The organism is Rhodopila sp. (genome assembly GCF_965277165.1).
Taxonomy (GTDB): domain Bacteria; phylum Pseudomonadota; class Alphaproteobacteria; order Acetobacterales; family Acetobacteraceae; genus Rhodopila.
The window spans coordinates 705,048-723,711 of record NZ_CBDICE010000006.1; the positions used below are offsets into that span (position 1 = coordinate 705,048).

Annotated in this window: 13 protein-coding genes; 3 read left to right on the top strand and 10 right to left on the bottom strand. The window is 63.9% G+C overall.

All coding sequences use genetic code 11. From position 1 onward, the window contains the following. Positions 1–3: 3 nt before the first annotated feature. The 3 genes from ACQY4Y_RS14895 to ACQY4Y_RS14905 form a co-directional block, all read right to left on the bottom strand. On the bottom strand, positions 4–1,068 hold the full coding sequence (locus ACQY4Y_RS14895) for a zinc-binding metallopeptidase family protein (RefSeq protein WP_428491388.1): 1,065 nt from the start codon (positions 1,066–1,068) through the stop codon (positions 4–6). 148 nt (positions 1,069–1,216) lie between these two features. Further along, positions 1,217–2,593 carry an NtaA/DmoA family FMN-dependent monooxygenase gene (locus ACQY4Y_RS14900; RefSeq protein ID WP_428491389.1) on the bottom strand — a complete coding sequence of 459 codons (1,377 nt, stop codon included), beginning with the start codon at positions 2,591–2,593 and terminating at the stop codon, positions 1,217–1,219. Positions 2,594–2,768: 175 nt separating this feature from the next. Then, positions 2,769–3,521: an SDR family NAD(P)-dependent oxidoreductase gene (locus ACQY4Y_RS14905; protein ID WP_428491390.1), complete on the bottom strand. Its 753-nt coding sequence runs from the start codon at positions 3,519–3,521 to the stop codon at positions 2,769–2,771. 123 nt (positions 3,522–3,644) lie between these two features. Here ACQY4Y_RS14905 and ACQY4Y_RS14910 point away from each other — a divergent pair, with 123 nt between their 5' ends. Continuing rightward, on the top strand, positions 3,645–5,255 hold the full coding sequence (locus ACQY4Y_RS14910) for an acyl-CoA synthetase (protein WP_428491391.1): 1,611 nt from the start codon (positions 3,645–3,647) through the stop codon (positions 5,253–5,255). Between the two features lie 15 nt (positions 5,256–5,270). Here the strand turns inward: ACQY4Y_RS14910 and rho are convergent, their stop codons facing one another. The 6 genes from rho to ACQY4Y_RS14940 all read right to left on the bottom strand — a co-directional run bounded on the left by rho (position 5,271) and on the right by ACQY4Y_RS14940 (position 13,562). Further along, positions 5,271–6,545 carry a transcription termination factor Rho gene (rho, locus tag ACQY4Y_RS14915; protein WP_428491392.1) on the bottom strand — a complete coding sequence of 425 codons (1,275 nt, stop codon included), beginning with the start codon at positions 6,543–6,545 and terminating at the stop codon, positions 5,271–5,273. A 288-nt stretch (positions 6,546–6,833) separates the two neighbouring features. Next, positions 6,834–9,533, bottom strand: coding sequence for a valine--tRNA ligase (locus ACQY4Y_RS14920; RefSeq protein ID WP_428491393.1), 2,700 nt, complete (start codon positions 9,531–9,533; stop codon positions 6,834–6,836). A gap of 173 nt (positions 9,534–9,706) precedes the next feature. Then, the gene (locus ACQY4Y_RS14925) at positions 9,707–10,363 is read right to left on the bottom strand and encodes a DUF2497 domain-containing protein (RefSeq protein WP_428491394.1); all 657 of its coding nucleotides are present in this window, start codon (positions 10,361–10,363) and stop codon (positions 9,707–9,709) included. A gap of 15 nt (positions 10,364–10,378) precedes the next feature. Further along, entirely contained in the window at positions 10,379–11,920 is a 1,542-nt protein-coding gene (locus ACQY4Y_RS14930) for a TolC family outer membrane protein (RefSeq protein WP_428491395.1), read from the bottom strand. A gap of 278 nt (positions 11,921–12,198) precedes the next feature. Beyond that, on the bottom strand, positions 12,199–12,885 hold the full coding sequence (locus ACQY4Y_RS14935) for a protein-L-isoaspartate O-methyltransferase family protein (RefSeq protein ID WP_428491396.1): 687 nt from the start codon (positions 12,883–12,885) through the stop codon (positions 12,199–12,201). Positions 12,886–13,025: 140 nt separating this feature from the next. Further along, positions 13,026–13,562, bottom strand: coding sequence for a GcrA family cell cycle regulator (locus ACQY4Y_RS14940; RefSeq protein WP_428491397.1), 537 nt, complete (start codon positions 13,560–13,562; stop codon positions 13,026–13,028). A gap of 245 nt (positions 13,563–13,807) precedes the next feature. Between ACQY4Y_RS14940 and ACQY4Y_RS14945 the strand changes: the two genes are divergently transcribed. Further along, on the top strand, positions 13,808–15,244 hold the full coding sequence (locus ACQY4Y_RS14945; RefSeq protein ID WP_428491398.1) for a trypsin-like peptidase domain-containing protein: 1,437 nt from the start codon (positions 13,808–13,810) through the stop codon (positions 15,242–15,244). A 224-nt stretch (positions 15,245–15,468) separates the two neighbouring features. Here ACQY4Y_RS14945 and ACQY4Y_RS14950 read toward each other — a convergent pair whose 3' ends face one another. Next, positions 15,469–16,620, bottom strand: a complete 1,152-nt coding sequence (locus tag ACQY4Y_RS14950) for a calcium-binding protein (protein WP_428491399.1) — start codon at positions 16,618–16,620, stop codon at positions 15,469–15,471. A 695-nt stretch (positions 16,621–17,315) separates the two neighbouring features. On the opposite strand from ACQY4Y_RS14950, the gene ACQY4Y_RS14955 reads away from it, so the two are divergent. Next, positions 17,316–18,590 (top strand): ISNCY family transposase, encoded by a 1,275-nt coding sequence (locus ACQY4Y_RS14955; RefSeq protein ID WP_428489471.1) that lies wholly within the window; start codon positions 17,316–17,318, stop codon positions 18,588–18,590. Positions 18,591–18,664: the final 74 nt, after the last annotated feature.

Genomic DNA, 18,664 nt, shown 5'->3' on the forward strand with positions numbered 1-18,664 from the left:
TAATCAATCGGCCGCTCGTCCATGCACCACGTTGTGCACGAAACCCAGTTTCGCGACCACGGACGAGGTCAGCACAAACGGGTAGAGGTCGGGGTTTCCCATCGCCCGATTGAGGCTGTTCATGGCAAAGGTCAGCGGCAGCCAGGCGGCGATGATCTCGGTCATGCTGATGGTATGGTAGGCATCGAGATCGATCGAGGTCGACAGCGCCTGATCGCGGATTAACCGCGGCTGCACGCTGATGCCGAACGCATGGGCCATTTCCAGTGTATCGATGATGTGCAGGTAGTGCGCCCAGGTCTCCGCCCAATCCTCCCACGGGTGGGTGCTGGCATATTGGCTGACATAGTGCCGTTGCCAGTCGAGGGGTGGACCGTTAGCATAGTGCGTCCGCAGCGCGGCCTGATAGTCCTGGGTTTCATTGCCGAACATCGCTCGGCATTGCGGCAGTCGGCCGCCGTCTCGGATCAGCACGTCCCAGAAGTAGTGGCCGACCTCGTGACGGAAATGGCCCAGCAGGGAACGGTATGGCTCGTTCATCTGGGTACGGCGGCGTTCGCGTTCGGCGTCATCGGCCTCGATCAGGGCGATGGTGATGATGCCGTTGTCGTGTCCGGTCATCACCTTGGGGCCGGTCGGATCGGGGCTGTCGGCGAGGAAGTCGAACGCCAGCCCATGTCGAGGGTCGTCGATCCGGTTGTTCAGCGGCAGCTTCAACCGCATCAGCGAGTAGAACAGATGATGCTTGGCGGCTTCCAGGCGCTGCCAGCGCTGCAGGTTCGACGGCTGCGTCAGGTCGGGGATGATGCGATTATGGCGGCACGCCGGGCACTGGGTTGCGTCGCTGTCGGCGGGAATCAGCCAGTTGCAGGCGAAATGCGTGGCATTGCCGCAGAACCGCATTGGGTGTTCCGGCGACGCCAAAGCGCGGAACAGGTCGTGCTCGGGTCGGAGTGCGGATATGATCATCTCGGTCGGCAAGTATCCGAGCCGATGGCCACACGATTCGCAGCGTGTGTTGTCGAAGTAGAGCGCGCTTCCGCAGCTTTGGCACTCGAACAGCCGCATCCGGCATTTCCCCGTCTATCAGGGCGGGATATGGGCATCGGCGGGCTGCGACCAATGTGGCGACGGCGTGCCCGAGATCACGTCAGCGCAAGGCCAGTGGTCGGATGCCGCTGTGGCCTGGTCTAGCCGATTGTGTTATCGATATGATTTACCCGCCTTGAACGGTTCGCCCGGCAAAATCAGGCGATAGCCGCCAAGCGTTTCGCCGAGGGATCGGCAGGCCGAGGTTTTCGCGCAGGGTGGCGCCGGCATAGTCCTTGCGGAAGAGACCCCGCCGTTGCAGTTCGGGTACGACGAGGCGGACGAAGTCCTCGAAGCTGCCTGGCATGTGGGTGCCCGCCACCACATAGCCATCGCAGGCGCGTTCGCTGAACCAGAGTTCCAGTCGATCGGCGATGTCTTTGGCGCTGCCGACGATCGCCTCACGCGGGCGGCCGCGGCGGGTGATTTCCAGAAAGTCGCGCACGGTGGGGTCGCGGCCGGTCAGCCGCATCACCCGATCGCGCATCGCCTGCATGCCCGACATGCCGGCGAGTTCGTCCTTGCTGAAGGCTTCATCCATGGCCTTTTTCTTGAAGTCGAAGTTGAGTGCCTCGGACAGCAGCGAAAGACCATCGACCTCTTTATACAGCGAGTCGATCAGCGCCATTTTGTCTTCCGCCTCGGTGCGGGTTTCGGCCACCACCGGATAAGCGATGGTATTGACTGTCGTCAGGTCCGGATCGCGGCCGAGCCGGGCGATCTCGGTCTTGAATTCGGTGTATTGGCGTTTGCCTTCTTCCAGGTCGGCGTAGCCGACGAAGACGGTTTCCGCCCAGCGTGCCGAGAATGTCTTGCCGCGGGCGCTGGCGCCGGCCTGGATGATCACCGGATGGCCCTGCGGCGAGCGCGGAACTGTGAAGGTGCCGGATGAATTGAGGAATTTTCCGCGGTAATCCAGCCGGTGCACCTTCGACGGATCGGCGAACCGGCCGGAGGCCTTGTCGACGATCAGGGCACCGTCTTCCCAGCCGTCCCAGCAACTGAGCACGATGTCCATGAACTCGTCGGCGCGGTCGTAGCGCAGGTCGTGGTCCATATGGACTTCGCGGCCCATGTTGTGCGCCTCGCCGTCGTTGACCGAGGTGACCACGTTCCATGCCGCGCGGCCGCCCAGCATGTGATCGACGGTCTGGAACCGGCGGGCGACGTCGAACGGTTCGTAATAGGTGGTCGACGCGGTGGAGCCGACGCCGAGGTACCGGGTGCCGAAGCCCATCGCCATCATGGTTGCGACCGGATCGATCTTGACGACGCGGACGCCGTTGGCGACGACCTCGGCGGGGTTGCCGCCGTAGATGTCGGGCATCGCCAGGCGGTCGTCGAAGAAGGCGAGTTGGAATTTTCCTTCCTCCAGCACCTGGCCGATTCTCTGGTAGTAGGCGGCGGTGGTAAAGTCGCTGCGGGCGTCGGGATGCCGCCAGGCGCTTGCCAGGGTGGTGCAGTTCTGCGCCTGCAGGAAGCCCACCAGGACCATTTGCCGCATTGATTCGTCTCCTATCCTATCGGCGGTGGTCGCGCCGAACGGCGGTCCGGCTGGACGCGCTGACCGGCGGAACAGTGCCGAGGGCTACACGCTTTCGGTAGTAGTCTGGGCCGAACCACGGCAATGTCCAGGCAGGCTCGGCCCGGGCAGCGCGTTGCGGTTTGCGTAGTGCGGTTCAGAACTGATAGCGCCGCAATCCGCCATCCACCGGGATCACCGCACCTGTCACGTAGCGCGCCAGCGGTGACGCCAGCCAGACGGCCATCACCGCGAGGTCTTCCGGCTCGCCCCAGTAACGAACCGGAATCTCGGTCTCGGCGAAGTGCTTGCGGTAGTCTTCCGGGTAGTTGCGCCGGATCTGCTCGCTCATGATCCGCCCCGGCGGGATCGAATTGACCGTGATGCCGAACTGGCCGACCTCGCGTGATAGTCCCTTGGCCCAGGCATGGATGCCGGCCTTGGCGGAGAACGCGGCGTTCAGGTGCTCCGGTTCGCTCTTGCCGGTGATGTTGATGACGCGGCCCCAGCGGTTCGCGATCATTTTTGGCAACAACGCGTGGGTCAGTTGCCGTGGGCGGGTGAAATTCAGCGTCATCGCCTCGGTCCAGCGTTCCTCTGGCGCGTCGATCGGTAGCACACGGCTGCCGCCGGCGTTGTTGACCAGGATGTCGATGTGTCCCAGGGCGTGCAGCGCAGCTTCGGCCAGTCGCGTTGCGGCATCATCCTGCATCACGTCCTGCTTGAGCAGGATCGGGCGCGGATGCTGGGCGGCCTCGACTTCGTCGGCCATCGTCTCCAGCAGTTCGATTCGGCGAGCGGCGGCGACCACCCGCACACCCTCGGCGGCCAGGGCCTTGGCGATGGCGCGGCCGATGCCCATGCTGGCGCCGGTCACCAGGGCGGTCTTGCCGTGGAGTTGCAGATCCATGTGTTGATCCCCCTTTTGGTGTTGATCCGCTCGGCGCGCTGGCGCTTGATCGCCGCCACATTGGCAACAGAAGCCGTGGTGCCATAGCTTCGACGCGTGGTCCAGCAGCGGACCGGAGGAGCCATGATGTCCATCTTCGAGCAGAACCTCGATCGCCGGCCGGCGAACCATGTGCCGCTGTCGCCGGTTTCGTTCCTGACCCGGTCGGCGCGGATCTGGCCGGATCGGGTCGCGGTGATCCACGGCGAACGGCGCTTGAGCTATGCGCAGTTCCTGGAGCGCGCCCGGCGGTTGGCGTCATCGCTGGCGCAAGCGGGCGTCGGGACCGGCGATACGGTGGCGATCATGGCACCGAACACGCCGCAGATGCTGGAGGCGCACTACGCGGTGCCGATGCTGGGCGCGGTGTTGTGCTCGATCAACGTGCGGCTGGATGGCGCCGCGGTCGGTTTCATTCTGCGTCATTCGGAAGCCAAGGTGCTGCTGACAGATACCGAGTTCGCCGCGGTGATCGCTCCGGCGATCGCGGAGGCCGCGATCCTGGTGGTCGATATCGACGATGCCGGCGGTGAGCGGATCGGCCAGATCGAATATGAGGACTTTCTGCGCCGCGGTGATCCGGCGCATCCGGTGCGGCTGCCGGACGATGAGTGGCAAGCGATCGGGCTGAACTATACCTCTGGCACCACCGGCAATCCGAAAGGCGTGGTGGCGCATCATCGCGGTGCCTACCTGAACGCCTGCGCCAATGCGCTGACATTCGGGCTGACGCCGGAAAGCGTTTACCTGTGGACGCTGCCGATGTTTCACTGCAACGGCTGGACCTATACCTGGGCGGTGACACTGGCGGGGGGCACGCATGTCTGCCTGCGCCGGGTGGAGCCGGCGCCGATCTTCGCCGCGATCGCCGAGCACCGGGTGACGCATATGTGCGGAGCGCCGGTGGTGTTGACGATGCTGATCCATGCCCCGCCAGCGGCTCGCCGCGACTTTGACCAGACGGTGAGGATCGCCACCGGCGGTGCGGCTCCGCCGTCGGCGGTGATCGCGCAGATGGAGGCGATGGGATTTTCCGTGCTGCATCTGTATGGACTGACAGAGAGCTATGGGCCGTCCACGGTATGCCTGTCGCAGCCCGGCCTCGACGCCCTTTCGATCGATGACAAATCCGCCTTCATGGCTCGGCAGGGTGTGAATACGCCGATGCTGGAGGAAGCCGCGGTGCTGGATCCCGCGACCATGCAGAAGGTGCCGGCGGATGGCGCGACGATGGGCGAGTTGATGCTGCGCGGCAACACGGTGATGAAGGGGTATTTGAAAAATCCAGGGGCCACCGAGGAGGCGTTCGCCGGTGGCTGGTTCCACAGCGGCGACCTGGCGGTGACGCATCCGGACGGCTATGTCGAGATCAAGGACCGCGCCAAGGACATCATTATTTCCGGTGGCGAGAACATCTCCTCGCTTGAGGTCGAAGAGGTTCTGTACCGGCATCCGGCGGTGATGGAGGCGGCCGTGGTTGCGCGTCCGGACGACAGGTGGGGGGAGACGCCGCAAGCTTTCGTGACGCTGAAGCCCGGCGCCGATGCGGTGACGGACGGCGAGATCATCGCCTGGTGCCGGCAGCACCTGGCGCACTACAAGTGCCCGCGATTCGTGACGTTCGGGACGCTGCCGAAGACCTCCACCGGGAAGATCCAGAAGTTCGACCTGCGGGAGCGGGCGCGGCGGGGATGATCGGCGGGCGCGTGATCAGGTATTCATCGCGTCGAAGAAATCATTGTTGGTCTTGCTGTATTTCAGCTTGTCCAGCAGGAACTCCATCGCATCCACCGTTCCCATCGGGTTCAGAATACGCCGCAGCACCCACATTTTCGTCAGCGTGCCGCGCTCGACCAGCAGTTCTTCCTTGCGGGTGCCCGATTTTGTAATGTCGATGGCGGGGAAGGAGCGCTTGTCCGACAGCTTGCGATCCAGGATGATTTCGGAGTTGCCGGTGCCTTTGAACTCTTCGAAGATGACCTCGTCCATGCGGCTGCCGGTGTCGACAAGCGCGGTGGCGATGATGGTCAACGACCCGCCTTCCTCTATGTTGCGGGCGGCGCCGAAGAAGCGCTTCGGCCGCTGCAGCGCGTTGGCGTCGACACCGCCGGTCAGCACCTTGCCGGACGAGGGGACCACGGTGTTGTAGGCCCGAGCCAGGCGGGTGATGCTGTCGAGCAGGATCACCACGTCGCGCTTGTGCTCGACCAGGCGCTTGGCTTTTTCAAGCACCATCTCGGTCACCTGGACGTGCCGGGTAGCCGGTTCGTCGAAGGTGGAACTGATCACCTCGCCCTTCACGCTGCGGGCCATGTCGGTGACTTCTTCCGGCCGTTCATCGATCAGCAGGACGATCAGGAAGACTTCGGGGTGGTTCGCCGCGATGGCGGAGGCGATGTTCTGCAGCATCACCGTCTTGCCAGTGCGCGGGGGCGCCACGATCAGAGCGCGCTGACCCTTGCCGACCGGAGAAATCAGGTCGATCACCCGGGGAGTGAAATCCTTCACCGGCCCCTTGGCGACGGATTGGAAGTTCTCCATCTCCATCTTCAGGCGTTCTTCAGGATATAGCGGGGTCAGGTTATCGAAGTTGACGCGGTGGCGCACCGCGTCGGGCGGCTCGAAATTGACCGCATCGACTTTCAGTAGTGCGAAGTAACGCTCGCCGTCGCGCGGCGCGCGGATCTGGCCATCGACCGAATCCCCGGTGCGCAGGCCGAAGCGGCGAACCTGGCTGGGGCTGACATAGATGTCGTCGGGACCGGCGAGATAGTTGGCCTCCGGACTGCGCAGGAAGCCAAAACCATCGGAAAGGATTTCCAGCGTGCCATCGCCATGGATCGCCTGATCGTTGTCGGCCAGGTTTTTCAGGATCGCGAACATGATGTCCTGCTTGCGCAGCGACGACGCGTTCTCGACTTGCAGGGATTCGGCGAAGTTCACCAGTTCGGCTGGCGATTTTTGTTTCAGTTCAGCAAGATGCATGATGTGTTGCCTGGACGTGAAGGTGCAAGACGGGCGTGGGGAGAGCCTGAACGAATAATGGGCGAGCAATGCCCCGAGGTTCGTGGCGGATCGGATTTCTGGGTTCGAGGCCGGGTCGGCAAATGCGCGACGGCCTGAAATTCAGGAGGGACCCATATAATAGGAACAAGGCCGGGGTTCGTCAATGCTTTAGATACGTTGCTCTGTTACGGTGGCCCTGGGGCTGTCGGATTTGGCGGGGCTATCGGATTTGGCTGATCGAGAGCGGCCGGCGTCGGCTGGCGAATCTCATCCCAGACGGTCAAGCGCCGCCTGCAGCCGGCCAATCTCGAAGTTCATCGTCTCGAGCCGTTCGCGGTTCTCTGACACAACTGGTTCGGGCGCGCGGTTGACGAAATCGGCGTTAGCCAATTTCTGCCGCAGCTTGTTTGCCTCCCCGATCAGTTTGTCGCGGTCCTTCAGCAAGCGGTTCCGTTCCGCGGAAATATCGATCAGATCCTGCAGCGGCAGCACGATGGTGATTTCATCCAGCACCGCCTGGGCGGACCCTTGTGGCACTTCACCGGTCAGCAGCCGCACATCGGAGGCTCGGGCCAGGCGCCGGATCGCTTCGTTCCAGCGATCGACGCGTCCCAGTTTCTCGTCCGAGGCACCCTGCAATAGCAATGGCGAGGGCTTCGACGGTGGCACGTTCATCTCAGTGCGGACGGAGCGGACCAGCCCGATCAGGCGCACCACCCAGTCGAGTTCGGCGCGAGCCTCGGCGGCGTCAGGTACCGGGGTGGGGTCAGGCCACGCGGTGCCGATCAGGCTGCACGCTTCGCCGTATTCGAAGCGATCCCACAACTCCTCGGTGACGAACGGGATGGCCGGATGCAGCAGGCGCAGGATGAGCCCCAGCACGTGCGCGGCGACGGCGCGGATTTCCGCGGCGTCGGCCGGATTTGCCGCCGGGCTCAGCAACGGCTTGGCGAATTCCAGGAACCAGTCGCAGAATGTATTCCAGACGAAACGATATCCCGCGGCGGCATAGTCGTCGAAGCGATAGGCCTCCAGCGCCGTGGTCGCCTCGCCGATCGTCGTGTTGGCCTCCACCAGCAGCCAGCGCGACAGTGGTAGACGCGCGGTGGTGGGATCAAATCCGGGCTCCGGCCGCACGCCGTTGAGTTCGCAAAACCTGGCGGCGTTCCACAGTTTGGTGATGAAGCCGCGGTAGCCCTCAACCCGGGATGGGCTCAGCTTGACATCGCGTCCTGGCCCGGTCAGCGCACAGATGGTGAAACGCAGCGCGTCGGCGCCGTAGCTGTCGATCAGGTCGAGCGGGTCGATGACATTGCCCCTGGACTTCGACATTTTCTGGCCGCGTTCGTCGCGCACCAGGCCGTGGATATAGACGGTGCGGAATGGCACATCGCCCATCATGTGCAGGCCCAGCATCATCATCCGGGCGACCCAGAAGAAGATGATATCGAAACCGGTGACCAGCACATCGCCGGGGTAGTAACGTTCAAGTTCCTTGGTCCGGTCCGGCCAGCCCAGCGTGGAGAACGGCCACAGGCCCGAGCTGAACCAGGTGTCGAGCACGTCCTCGTCCTGGGTCAGGGTCTCGTCGCGGCCGTAATGATTGCGCGCCTGGGCCGCGGCGGCGTCCTGATCCTTGGCGACGAACACGGTCCCGTCCGGCCCGTACCAGGCCGGGATCCGGTGCCCCCACCAAAGCTGGCGGGAGATGCACCACGGCTGGATCTCCCGCATCCAGGCAAAGAAGGTGTTCTCCCATTGTTTCGGAACAAACACGGTCTTGCCGGTTTGCACCGCCTCGATCGCCGGCTTGGCCAGCGCCTCGGCGTTGCAATACCATTGCGTCGTCAGCAGCGGCTCGACCGGCACCCCGCCGCGATCACCGTGCGGCACCTGGTTGGTGTGCGGTTCGATTTTGTCGAGCAGGTCCAGCCGCTCCAATTCCGCAACGATGGCGGCGCGAGCGGCGAACCGAGACTGCCCGGCCAGGGAGCGCACGAAGCGTGGGTCGGCCACCTTGGGTCGCGATTGCAGCAGCGGTTCGATCTCGGCGAGCGTGACATTGGCCTGCCGGTCCAGCACCGATGGCATCGCCAGATCGTGGCGCCTTCCGACCTCGAAGTCGTTGAAGTCATGCGCCGGAGTGATCTTGACCGCGCCGGTGCCTTTCTCGGGATCGGCGTAGGCGTCGCCAATGATCGGGATCGACCGCCCGACCAGCGGCAGAATCGCGTGTTGGCCTATCAGCGCCGATAGGGTCGGGTGATCGGGATGCACCGCGATCGCGGTGTCGCCCAGCATGGTCTCGGGCCGGGTGGTTGCAACGATGATGAATTTGCCCGGGTCAGCCTCGATCGGGTAGCGGATGTGCCACAGCGATCCCTTCAGTTCGCGGTTTTCGACCTCGAGGTCTGAGATTGCCGTTTGCAGCTTCGGGTCCCAGTTCACCAGTCGGCGGTCGCGATAGATCAGGCCTTCGTTGAACAGTTTGACGAAGGTTTCCTTCACCGCGGCGGACAGGCCCGCATCCATGGTGAATCGTTCGCGCGGCCAGTCAAGCGAGGCGCCGAGGCGCCGCAACTGGGTCGTGATGGTGCCGCCGGATTCGGCCTTCCATTGCCAGACGCGGTCGACGAAGGCCTCGCGTCCGACGGTTCGCCGGTCCTTGCCCTCGGCGTCCAGCAGCCGCTCGACGACCATCTGGGTGGCGATTCCGGCATGGTCGCTGCCCGGCTGCCACAGCGCGTCGCGCCCCTGCATGCGGCGCCAACGCACTAAAACGTCCTGCACGGTGAAGGTCAGCGCGTGTCCCATGTGAAGGCTGCCGGTGACATTCGGCGGCGGGATCATGATGGTGAAGGGCGGTGCGTTGGAGTCGGGATGGCAGGCGAAGCTGCCCGCGTTTTCCCAGCCGGCGTAGAGCCGGGGTTCGGTATCGCCCGGAGCGAACCGGCTATCCAGTGTCATGATTTTCTCCCGCGCGACACTTTTGCGCGCGATAATCCTTTGTGCGCCGCCCTTTTCCGCGCGACTTTTCCAGGCGACACTCTGGCGCGAGCCGGCGGTTTATCGATTGCTGAGCCAGTCCGCGAAACGATCGCCTTTGCCGGTTCCGCCATCGGCGAGCTTCGCCGGGTCGATCAAGGAGCCACGCGGCTGACGACCCTTTCGATCTCGCTGCGGACCAGACGTTCGACCATCGGCGGCAGGTTGATATCCAGCCATTGCTTCAGCAACGGACGCAATTCGGCGCGCACGATATCTTCCAGCGTCGGTCCGCCGGCATAGACCTGGGTCGCGCGTCCGGCGGCGAGGGTGCGGACCAGACTGTCGACCGAGGACGCCGCCGCCGCCGCCGCTTCGGGCGCCACCAAGCCGGGTATCAACGGTTCAAACGGGTCAGCGTGCGCGGGGGTCGGCGCGTCGTTTTCGTGGAGCGGCGGTTCGGGTTCCGGCGCTATCGGGTCCGGCTGCGCGGCGACCGGCGGTTGCGGGTTCGCGGTCGGATGATCGGCTGCGCCGGTTTGGGAGATCATCATGGACTGATCCAGCAGCAGCACATCGTCATCCGCCGGCGGGGGTTCGGCGACGGCGGGTCGGTCCAGGGCCGGCGGTCTGTCCGGGGCTGGCCTTCTGTCCGGGGCTGGCGGTTTCTCCGCAGCCGGCGGTTCGGGCGCGGACGCCGGTTCGGCGGGGGCGTCGTCATCGTTCAGGATGCGTCGGATGGAGGCGAGGATCTCCTCCATTGATGGGTCGGCACCATCGGCTGTCGCAGGGGAAGGCGGTTGGTTTTTCATGGCTACAACTCGGGTTCATCGGCCGGGCTGGCTGGTGGCGTAGTCGGCTAGACCAACCCAGCGGTCCTTGACCGCCTGATAATACGCGGTTTCGTCATACAATGGCACCGGAAGATGCAGGTCCCTCGCGGTCAGCCGCCCGATCGCCACGGCAACCGCGTAGGAGGCGGTGATCACCTGCGAAAGGTTTTGCACCAGCGTGGTGCGTGACTGCAACAAAAGCTGGGTTGCGTTCAATACGTCCAGGGTCGTCCGGCTGCCGACGATGGCCTCGCGCTCGACGCCTTGCAGGGCGACGTCGTTGGCGCGGATCTGGGCTCGGGTGCTGTCGGCCGAGGACTTGGCGGCCGCCAGGGTGTCCCAGGCCTGCACCGCGTTCTGCACGGCGGTGCGCTTGGCGTCATCGATCAGCCGCTGGGTTTGCTGCTCCGTTTGGCGCGCCTGGCGAACGGCGGCGTATTCGGCTCCGCCCTGATACAGCGGCACCGAAAGCTGGGCGACCACCTGGTAGCCGTTGGCATTGGTGCTGCGGCTGCCGGCGTTGTTCTGCTGGAAGGTCTGGCCCTGCAGGCTGATCTGCGGCAACAGCGCGGCAAACTGCACGTCGATCGCGTCCTTGGCGGCGGCATCATTGAACACCGCGGTAATCACGTTGGGGTTATTGATGGTGGCGAGCTGGGAGGCTTGCTGCTCGCTGTGCACCGGCAGATTGAGCGGCTGTGGTTCGACCAGATTATCCGGCGGGAACACGCCGATGATCTGCTGGAAGGTGCCGCGGGCGGTCTGCAGGTTGCCGACCGCGGTCTCACGCGTCGCCCGGGCGCCTTCCAGCGCGGCTTCGGCCTGGGCCACGTCGGTGCGGGTGATCTCACCGACCCGGAAACGATCGTTGGTGGCCTGCAGCTGTTTGGCCAGCACCTGCTCGTTGTTGATATCGAGCGCCAGCAGTTGCTGCGCCTGGATGACCCCGACATAGGCGCTGACGCTGTTGTTGAAGCTGGTCTGCTCCTGCGCGATGAGAGTGGCGCGTTCCGCGTACACCTGGTTTTTGGAACGGTTGACGTTGGCCTGGGTTTTGCCGCCGTTGTAGAGGTTTTGCGTCACGGTTGCCTGGGCGGTGCCGATCAGGCGGTCGGTCTGGACGTTGAGGATGTTGCCGGTCAGGCCGTTGTAGGCGCGAGAGACGCCGTCGCCGTACCCGGTGCTTCCGGCCAGCACCACGGTGGGGCGCCAACCGGACAGCGCCGTCGGCACGTTTTCGTCGGTCGCTCGCAGCTTGGCGCGTTCAGCCTGCAGCGCGGGCTGATTGGAATAGGTCGCGGCCAGTGCTTCGCTCAATGTGTGTGGAACGTGGGGCGCCGGCGCGATGGTCGGCGGCTTGGCGGTGGCCGACGATGTCGGCGCGACCCTTGGCGCGATCCGACGACCCGAACTCTGCGCCAGCCTGATGTGCCTCGCTGTCCGATTGACCGGCGCCTCGGGTGAGGTTTGAGCCGAGGCGGAGGCGATGAGGGCAAGCAGGCTGAAGCCGGCGAGCAAACCGTGACGCAAACCCATTCCGGACCCCTTCTTTCAGCAAATCGCCGGCCGCGTTGCTGGCCTATGGGACGACCATCGGCGGCTCGGTTTATTATGGAACGGCCGCGGTCGTCGTGAAATAAGATTCCGCCTGGTGTCCCCGAGCTCTCTGCTTTCCGTGGCCTGCTGATGCGATACGTCCGGCGCGAAGTGCGGCGAATTTGTGGGGCAGAGCACAGGTGTCGCGAATCAGAGAAGCGCAATACGTTGGTTTTTTTCTGTTCGGCATCGGCTTCACCGGATCGCCGCTGTTGCGGTCAAAAGACGAAAGCCGGTGTCGGTCGCAGCGACGGGATCGGCGGGGTGGCACAGTCGAACAGCGGGGAGATGCCAAGTCCGGCGGCGGTTGCCTCAGCGACTACCGCCTGGGTGATTCGCCCCTCGGCATGGATCGCGCCGACGATCCGTCCGGTCTCCTGCTGGGTCTGCGCGATGAGGGCGGCGGGAATGCTCGGCACGGCGCCTTCGATCAGGATAAGGTCATAGGGCGCCAGAGCCGGCCAGCCCGCAGCCAAGGGACCCGCGACAAGGGTCACCCCGGGCGCTTCGACCGACAAAGCGGCGGCGGCGATCGCCAGCAGCGGGGCTGATTCCTCCAGCGCGGTGACGCGACAGCCACAGGCGGCCAGCACGGCGGCACCATAGCCCGTGCCGGCGCCGACCACCAAAACACGCTCGTTGTCGCGCAGCGTCGCGGCCTGCAGCAGCCTGGCGAATACCATCGGCTCCATCAGGAAACGGCCGTCGCCCAAAGGCACGTCTTGGTCGGCATAGGCCAGCGCCGTCACGCTGGCCGGCAGGAAACGTTCTCGCGGCAGGCGACGCATCGCCGAGAGGACGCGCGGGTCGGTGACCCGGTTGGGACGGACCTGGCTGTCCACCATGCACTTGCGGGCGCCGGCAAAGTTGTCGGCGGGGGCGATATCCTCGGCTGGGGTTGCCATTTCGTGACTCGGTTACAGGGGAGGCGGCGGATCTTATATACGCGCGTCGTCGGGCGGCAAACCCAGCTTTATCCGGCCACCTGCGATTTTGGCCGCTGGTGTTGCCGATCGTTGCTGACGGGCTTTCGCCTCGACCGACTTCAGGCCGCGTCTTCCTTGCGATCGCGGATCTTGACGTAAGCCAGCCTGGCGTGTTCGCCGCAGTAGGGCTTGCCGGAGACCGAGACATCATCACAAAAACGGAACGTTTTTGTTCCAGGCTCGCCGATCGGCCAGCAGCAGGACGGGGCGGAGCGCCGGGCCTGGATCGGCGCGGACGGCATGATCGGGCGCGGGGCCGGCGCCGCGACCGGTGCCGGGGGCAGCGCCCTTGGGACGAAACTCGGCGTCGATCGCAGCGACTGGACGTTGGCGGCGGGCGCCACGGAGGCGATGCCGGTGCTAGCCAGCGGCGGGAGCGTCGGTCCTGCCACTCTGGAATACGGCGCGGGGCGGTCCACCGCGGGTTTCATGACGTCGCGCCGGATCGGCGACGGACGAGCGTCCAGGTCGAGCCGGTGGGCCTTGCCGACGATGGCGTTTTTGGAGACGCCGAGCCGACGACCGATTGCTGCGGTGGAAAGCCCTTGCGACCAGAGATCCCTCAAATCTCGGATCGTGTTCTCGTCCCATACCATATGCTGGACCCTTTTCTGACTCTACCCACTAGATACAGTATTGGGTCAGTGAAGCGGTGGCAACGAGTTAATCGGTCCGAGTGGCAGAATCCTGTGGACAAAGCGGGCTGCTGCTGGTCGTCGTCAGGCCCGGCCATTCGGGGGAGGAGATTTTGTCCCGGCTTCAATCTAGGATTTCGGGCGAGGATGCCGCTGATACAGCGCCGCCGAGTGCCACGGCGGACCTCGACACCGGAGGACCTACGATGGACAGACGCCAAGCCGGCCGGATTTTTTCCGCGGTCGCGATCATGTTGATGGTAGGCGGCATCAACGCTGGCCTGGCGGTGGCTGACGAGATCGGCCCTAATCAGGCCGGACTGATCCATCGGCTACTGCCGACCGTGGTCAACATCGCGGTCAAGAAGAACGAGCCGCCGGGGCCTGACGCTTCCTCGGCGAGCGTGAGTTCGCCAACGCCGCCGGCGGACGCCGGGTCCAACATCAAATCCTATGTCGGGTCGGGTTTTGTCATCGATCCGTCCGGGCTGGTTGTGACCAACTATCATGTGGTGGAGGACGCGTTCGAGATCACCGTTACCTTTTCGGACGGCGAGCGTCTGACGGGAAGGATGCTGAGCGCGTCGCGCCTGGCCGACCTCGCACTGGTGCGGGTGCAGCCCAAGCATCCGTTGGCGGCGGCGCATTGGGGCGACAGCGACAAATTGCAGGTGGGCGATCAGGTGTTCGCGGCGGGTGATCCGTTCGGGGTGGGTCTGTCGGTATCCGCTGGCATCATCAGCGGGTTGAATCGCGACATCCAGAATTCGCCCTATGACGATCTGATCCAGACAGATGCCACGATCAATCACGGCAACTCAGGTGGTCCGTTGTTCAATATGCAGGGCGCGGTGATCGGGGTGAACTCGACGATCCTCTCGCCCACTACCGGGTCATCGGGTATCGGTTTCGCCATACCATCGGCCAGCGCGCATTTCGTGATCGACCAGTTGCATACCTACGGCTGGGTTCGTCCCGGCTGGATCGGCATAAAGATACAGACGGTGACCAATGATATCGCCGACGCGACGGGTATGTCGCGGCCGGAGGGATCGATCGTGTCCTGGGTGCTGCCGAACGGGCCGGCGGAAAAGGCCGGGTTAGCGATCGGCGACGTCATCCTGCGCTATAACGGCGCCGCACCAAGCGACGAGCGGGCCTTGCTGCGCGACATTGCTCACACCCGGGCGGGTGACAAGATGAAGTTGCTGGTCAGGCATGACGGTGGAGAGCATGACGTTGTTCTCGCCGCCGAGGAATGGCCGCGCAACCAATGGGACAAGAATGACGCGCCGACGCCGGTGCAGCGGCCAAAGATCAATGTACCGCCCAACCAGGGGCTTTCGTTGGCGCCGCTGCCGCCGGATGACAAAGCCAAGTTGGCGGCCTCGGTCGGGATGGAGGGCGTACTGGTGACGAATGTGGTGGCGAATTCCGACGCGGCGACCCGGGGGATGGCGAATGGCGATATTATCCTGCGCGTCCAGGACAAGCCGGTGGCGACGCCGGACGAGGTGAAGCAGGGCGTGGATGCGGTCCGCGCCGAGAAGCGCGGCTTCGTGCTGATGCTGGTTCTGCCAAAGAAGTCGAAAGTGGCGGGGCCGAAATGGGTTGCGCTGCAGTTGGACCCGGCCGGCGGGTAGCCTGGCGGCCGATTATCAGGCGCACACTAGTATCGCGCACCCTCTCGCTGATGGGTCAGCAGTACGTTTGCACCATCACACTCCGGGACCAGCACCTGGTGTCCCGAATCCGAAGTTCGCCCTATCAGGCGAACATTGACCTGGCGACACTCGATTTTTGTTTCCAGTGGCCTGCCGATCCCATCCGTCCGCCGCAAAGTGCGGCGAACTTCTGGGGCAGGGCACTAGCTGAAGTTCGACTTCGACAACGAGTTGATATCCTGGAAGGTGATTTTGGTTCCATCTGTCAGGCCGATGGTTACCGATCCGTTGGCCGAGGTCTGGTTTGCCAGTGCGTTGTCGGCCTCGCTGGCGCTATATCCAACAAGATCGATCTTGATCGAGGAGGATTGGAAGATTCCGGTCACCAATTCGGTCCCGCCGGCCTGGCCGTTGATGAACTCGAACACGCCGTTGCCGAATGGTGAATTCACCGTGGCGGTTCCCGCACCGCCGACGAAGGTGTCGGCGCCGCTGCCGCCGATCAGCAGATCATTGCCGCTTCCGGCGCTGATCGAATCGTTGCCGGATGATGCCACGGCACTGAGGGTTTCGTTGCCCGATGCGGCGGTCAGTACCTGATCGCTGATGCCATAGGCCATCAGCTGGTCGTTGTTGCCGCCACCGACCAGTGTTGCCGGACCGTCGCCGGCCATCAGGTAGTTGTTTCCCGCCGATCCGCCGACGATATATTGCGATCCGGTAAAGCCAGCCGACCCGAGATAGGTATCGCTGCCGGTGCCGCCAAAGATTGTCGAACCGCCGGCGCCGCCGATGAACAGCAACTGGCTGTCGCCGCCGCTGACCTGGTCCCGAGTAGCGCCGGAGGCATCGACGGTCTCGGCGCCGGACCCGCCCGAGATCGAATCGTCCCCATTGGAGACTATTAGATCCTTGCCGCTGCCCAGCAGGATCGCGTTGCTGCCGCCACCGGCGCCGATCGTCGCATTCACTGCATTGAGTGCCGAGATGACGTCGTTACCGCCGCCGGAGTAAAGCGACCAGTCACCGGTTCCGCTGGTGAACAGCCGATTATCGCCGCCGCCGGCCAGCACTGATCCGGATCCGGCCGAAGCAACGAATGTCAGATCGGTCGTCACGTCGGACAGGATCGTTTCGCCAGATGTTCCGTTACCAAACACCAGCGCCGGACCAGGTTTGGTGACGAGGTCTATGGAATAGCCTTGCGGCATGATGAAGAACGGGTTCTGGGTTTGCACGAAAGCGCCAGTAACACTTGCCGGAACCGTCGGCGGCGGCACGCCGTTGTCGGGATCAGTCAGTATCGTTCCGGCTACGATACCGGCATTGATGCCAGCCGCGACTTGCTGTGCCAAAAGGAAATTAGATGTGGTGTCGTAACCTATGCTGATGGTCTGGTTTTGACTTCCATGAATAGTAACGTACGAAACCATGGGTATGCTGGCTCCCCGCGCCGGTATGGTTCATCTTGCTCTACTATCCCGAGCAAGCCGGATCATGGCAACCACGAAAACAGTATTATCCAAAGCCAGGCGGTTGGGCTCCGTTTGATTAGGCAATATTATCTATATCACATCGTATGATTTTTGATTAATTATACCGATTTGTTCAAAACCTATCCCGGCGGTCATTATGTAAAGACAACAAACCTGCGCTTGTTTGAACGATTTCAGCCATGTATTGTCTCTCCGGGCGCCGAGCTGCGGTGTCGTATTGGGCTGAACGAGGCCGCCTTATGCCGTTGACAAAAATTTAGATGTTGTCGGAGCGTGTTCACTAAGGCGTGAACGTGCATCCGGGCTGATTTGGGACAGGATTTTGCGTCGTTGAAACGGCCCGCGGATGGAGACCGATCAGGCGATTCCGTGCGCGCCATGGCGGCTAAGGTCGGCGGCGGAAGAAAATGAGTGGTGCGAGGTCGATACGTACGAGACGTGTCGCCAGTCGACGATGACGCATTAACTTGACATAAGTCAAGGCAGTACCGGCGATTGTTAGCCCCAAGTAGGAATGTCCCCTCCGTCCAAAGTTAGAATGTCCCCTTTTGCGCATGCTTGGGGACGCAATGGCCGAGACGGGGTTGTGGATGACGCAGGCGGAGCGCGATCGCGCCTATTGGGTGCGCCAGTCGATCGAATGTCGGTTGGGCCAGGCTGAAGCAGCGGAGCGCGTTGGCCTCAGTGTCCGCCAATTCAAGCGCTTGGTGCGTAAGGCGAAGACTGAGGGCGACGCGGGTCTGGTTTCGCATCAGCGCGGCCGGCCATCGAACAACCGGATGTCGGCGGCGCTGCGCGGTCGTATCGCGACGCTGCTGAGGGACAAATACCCCGACTTCGGCGCGACGCTGGCGGCGGAGAAGCTGCTGGAGTTGGACGGGATCGTCGTTTCGGCAGAGACGATCCGCCAGATGCAGATCGGCCTTGGCCTGTGGCGGCCCAAGCGCCGCCGGGCCAGGCGGGTGTTTCAGCTCCGCCAGCGGCGTCCGCGGTTTGGCGAGTTGATCCAGATCGACGGCAGTGCGCACCACTGGTTCGAGCGGCGCGGGCCGCGCTGTGCGCTGATCGTGTTCATCGACGACGCCAGCGGCCGGCTGACCGCGCTACGCTTCGCCCCGGCGGAGACGACGGCGGCCTATCTGGCGGCGCTGCGCGGCCACGTGCTGGACCATGGCCGGCCGCTGGCGTTCTACTCCGACCGGCACGGCATCTTCCGGATCAACGCTAAGGACGCCACGAGCGGCGACGGCAAGACCGAGTTCGGACGGGTGGCGGATCGGCTTGGGATCGAGCCGATCCATGCGCTGACCCCGCAGGCCAAGGGTCGTGTCGAGCGCGCCAACCAGACCCTGCAGGACCGGCTGGTCAAGGAGATGCGTTTGGCCGGCATTGGCTCGATCGAGGCGGCGAATGGCTTCGCGCCGGCGTTCATGGCGCGCTTCAACGCAAAGTTTGCGGTGCCGCCGCGCGACCCGGCTTCGGCGCACCGGCCGTGGACGAAGACCGCGCAAGCGTTGGACGACGAACTGGCACGGCGCGAGCAGCGGGTGCTGTCGAAGGCGCTGACCTTCCGCTCCGGCGGGACGATGTATTGCGTCAAGACACCCGGGCCTGGCACCGCGCTGCGCGGCGCGAAGGTGACGCTGCATCACTTTCCCGACGGTGCGCTGAGGGTGCATTACAAAGACCGGATCCTGCCGGTAACGGCCTATGCCCGCTATGCCATGCCCGCCCCGGCGGTGGACGGCAAGACCATCGATGCCCGGATCGACGCAATGATCGCTGCGCGGCACATCCCCAACGCCGCGGTTGAAACCGTCCCGGGGTGAGTACAGCCCGCGTAACAGCCGCCGCAGCCGTGGATAAGTGGCCCGCTTGCGCCCGATTCTGAACGATCACTCCA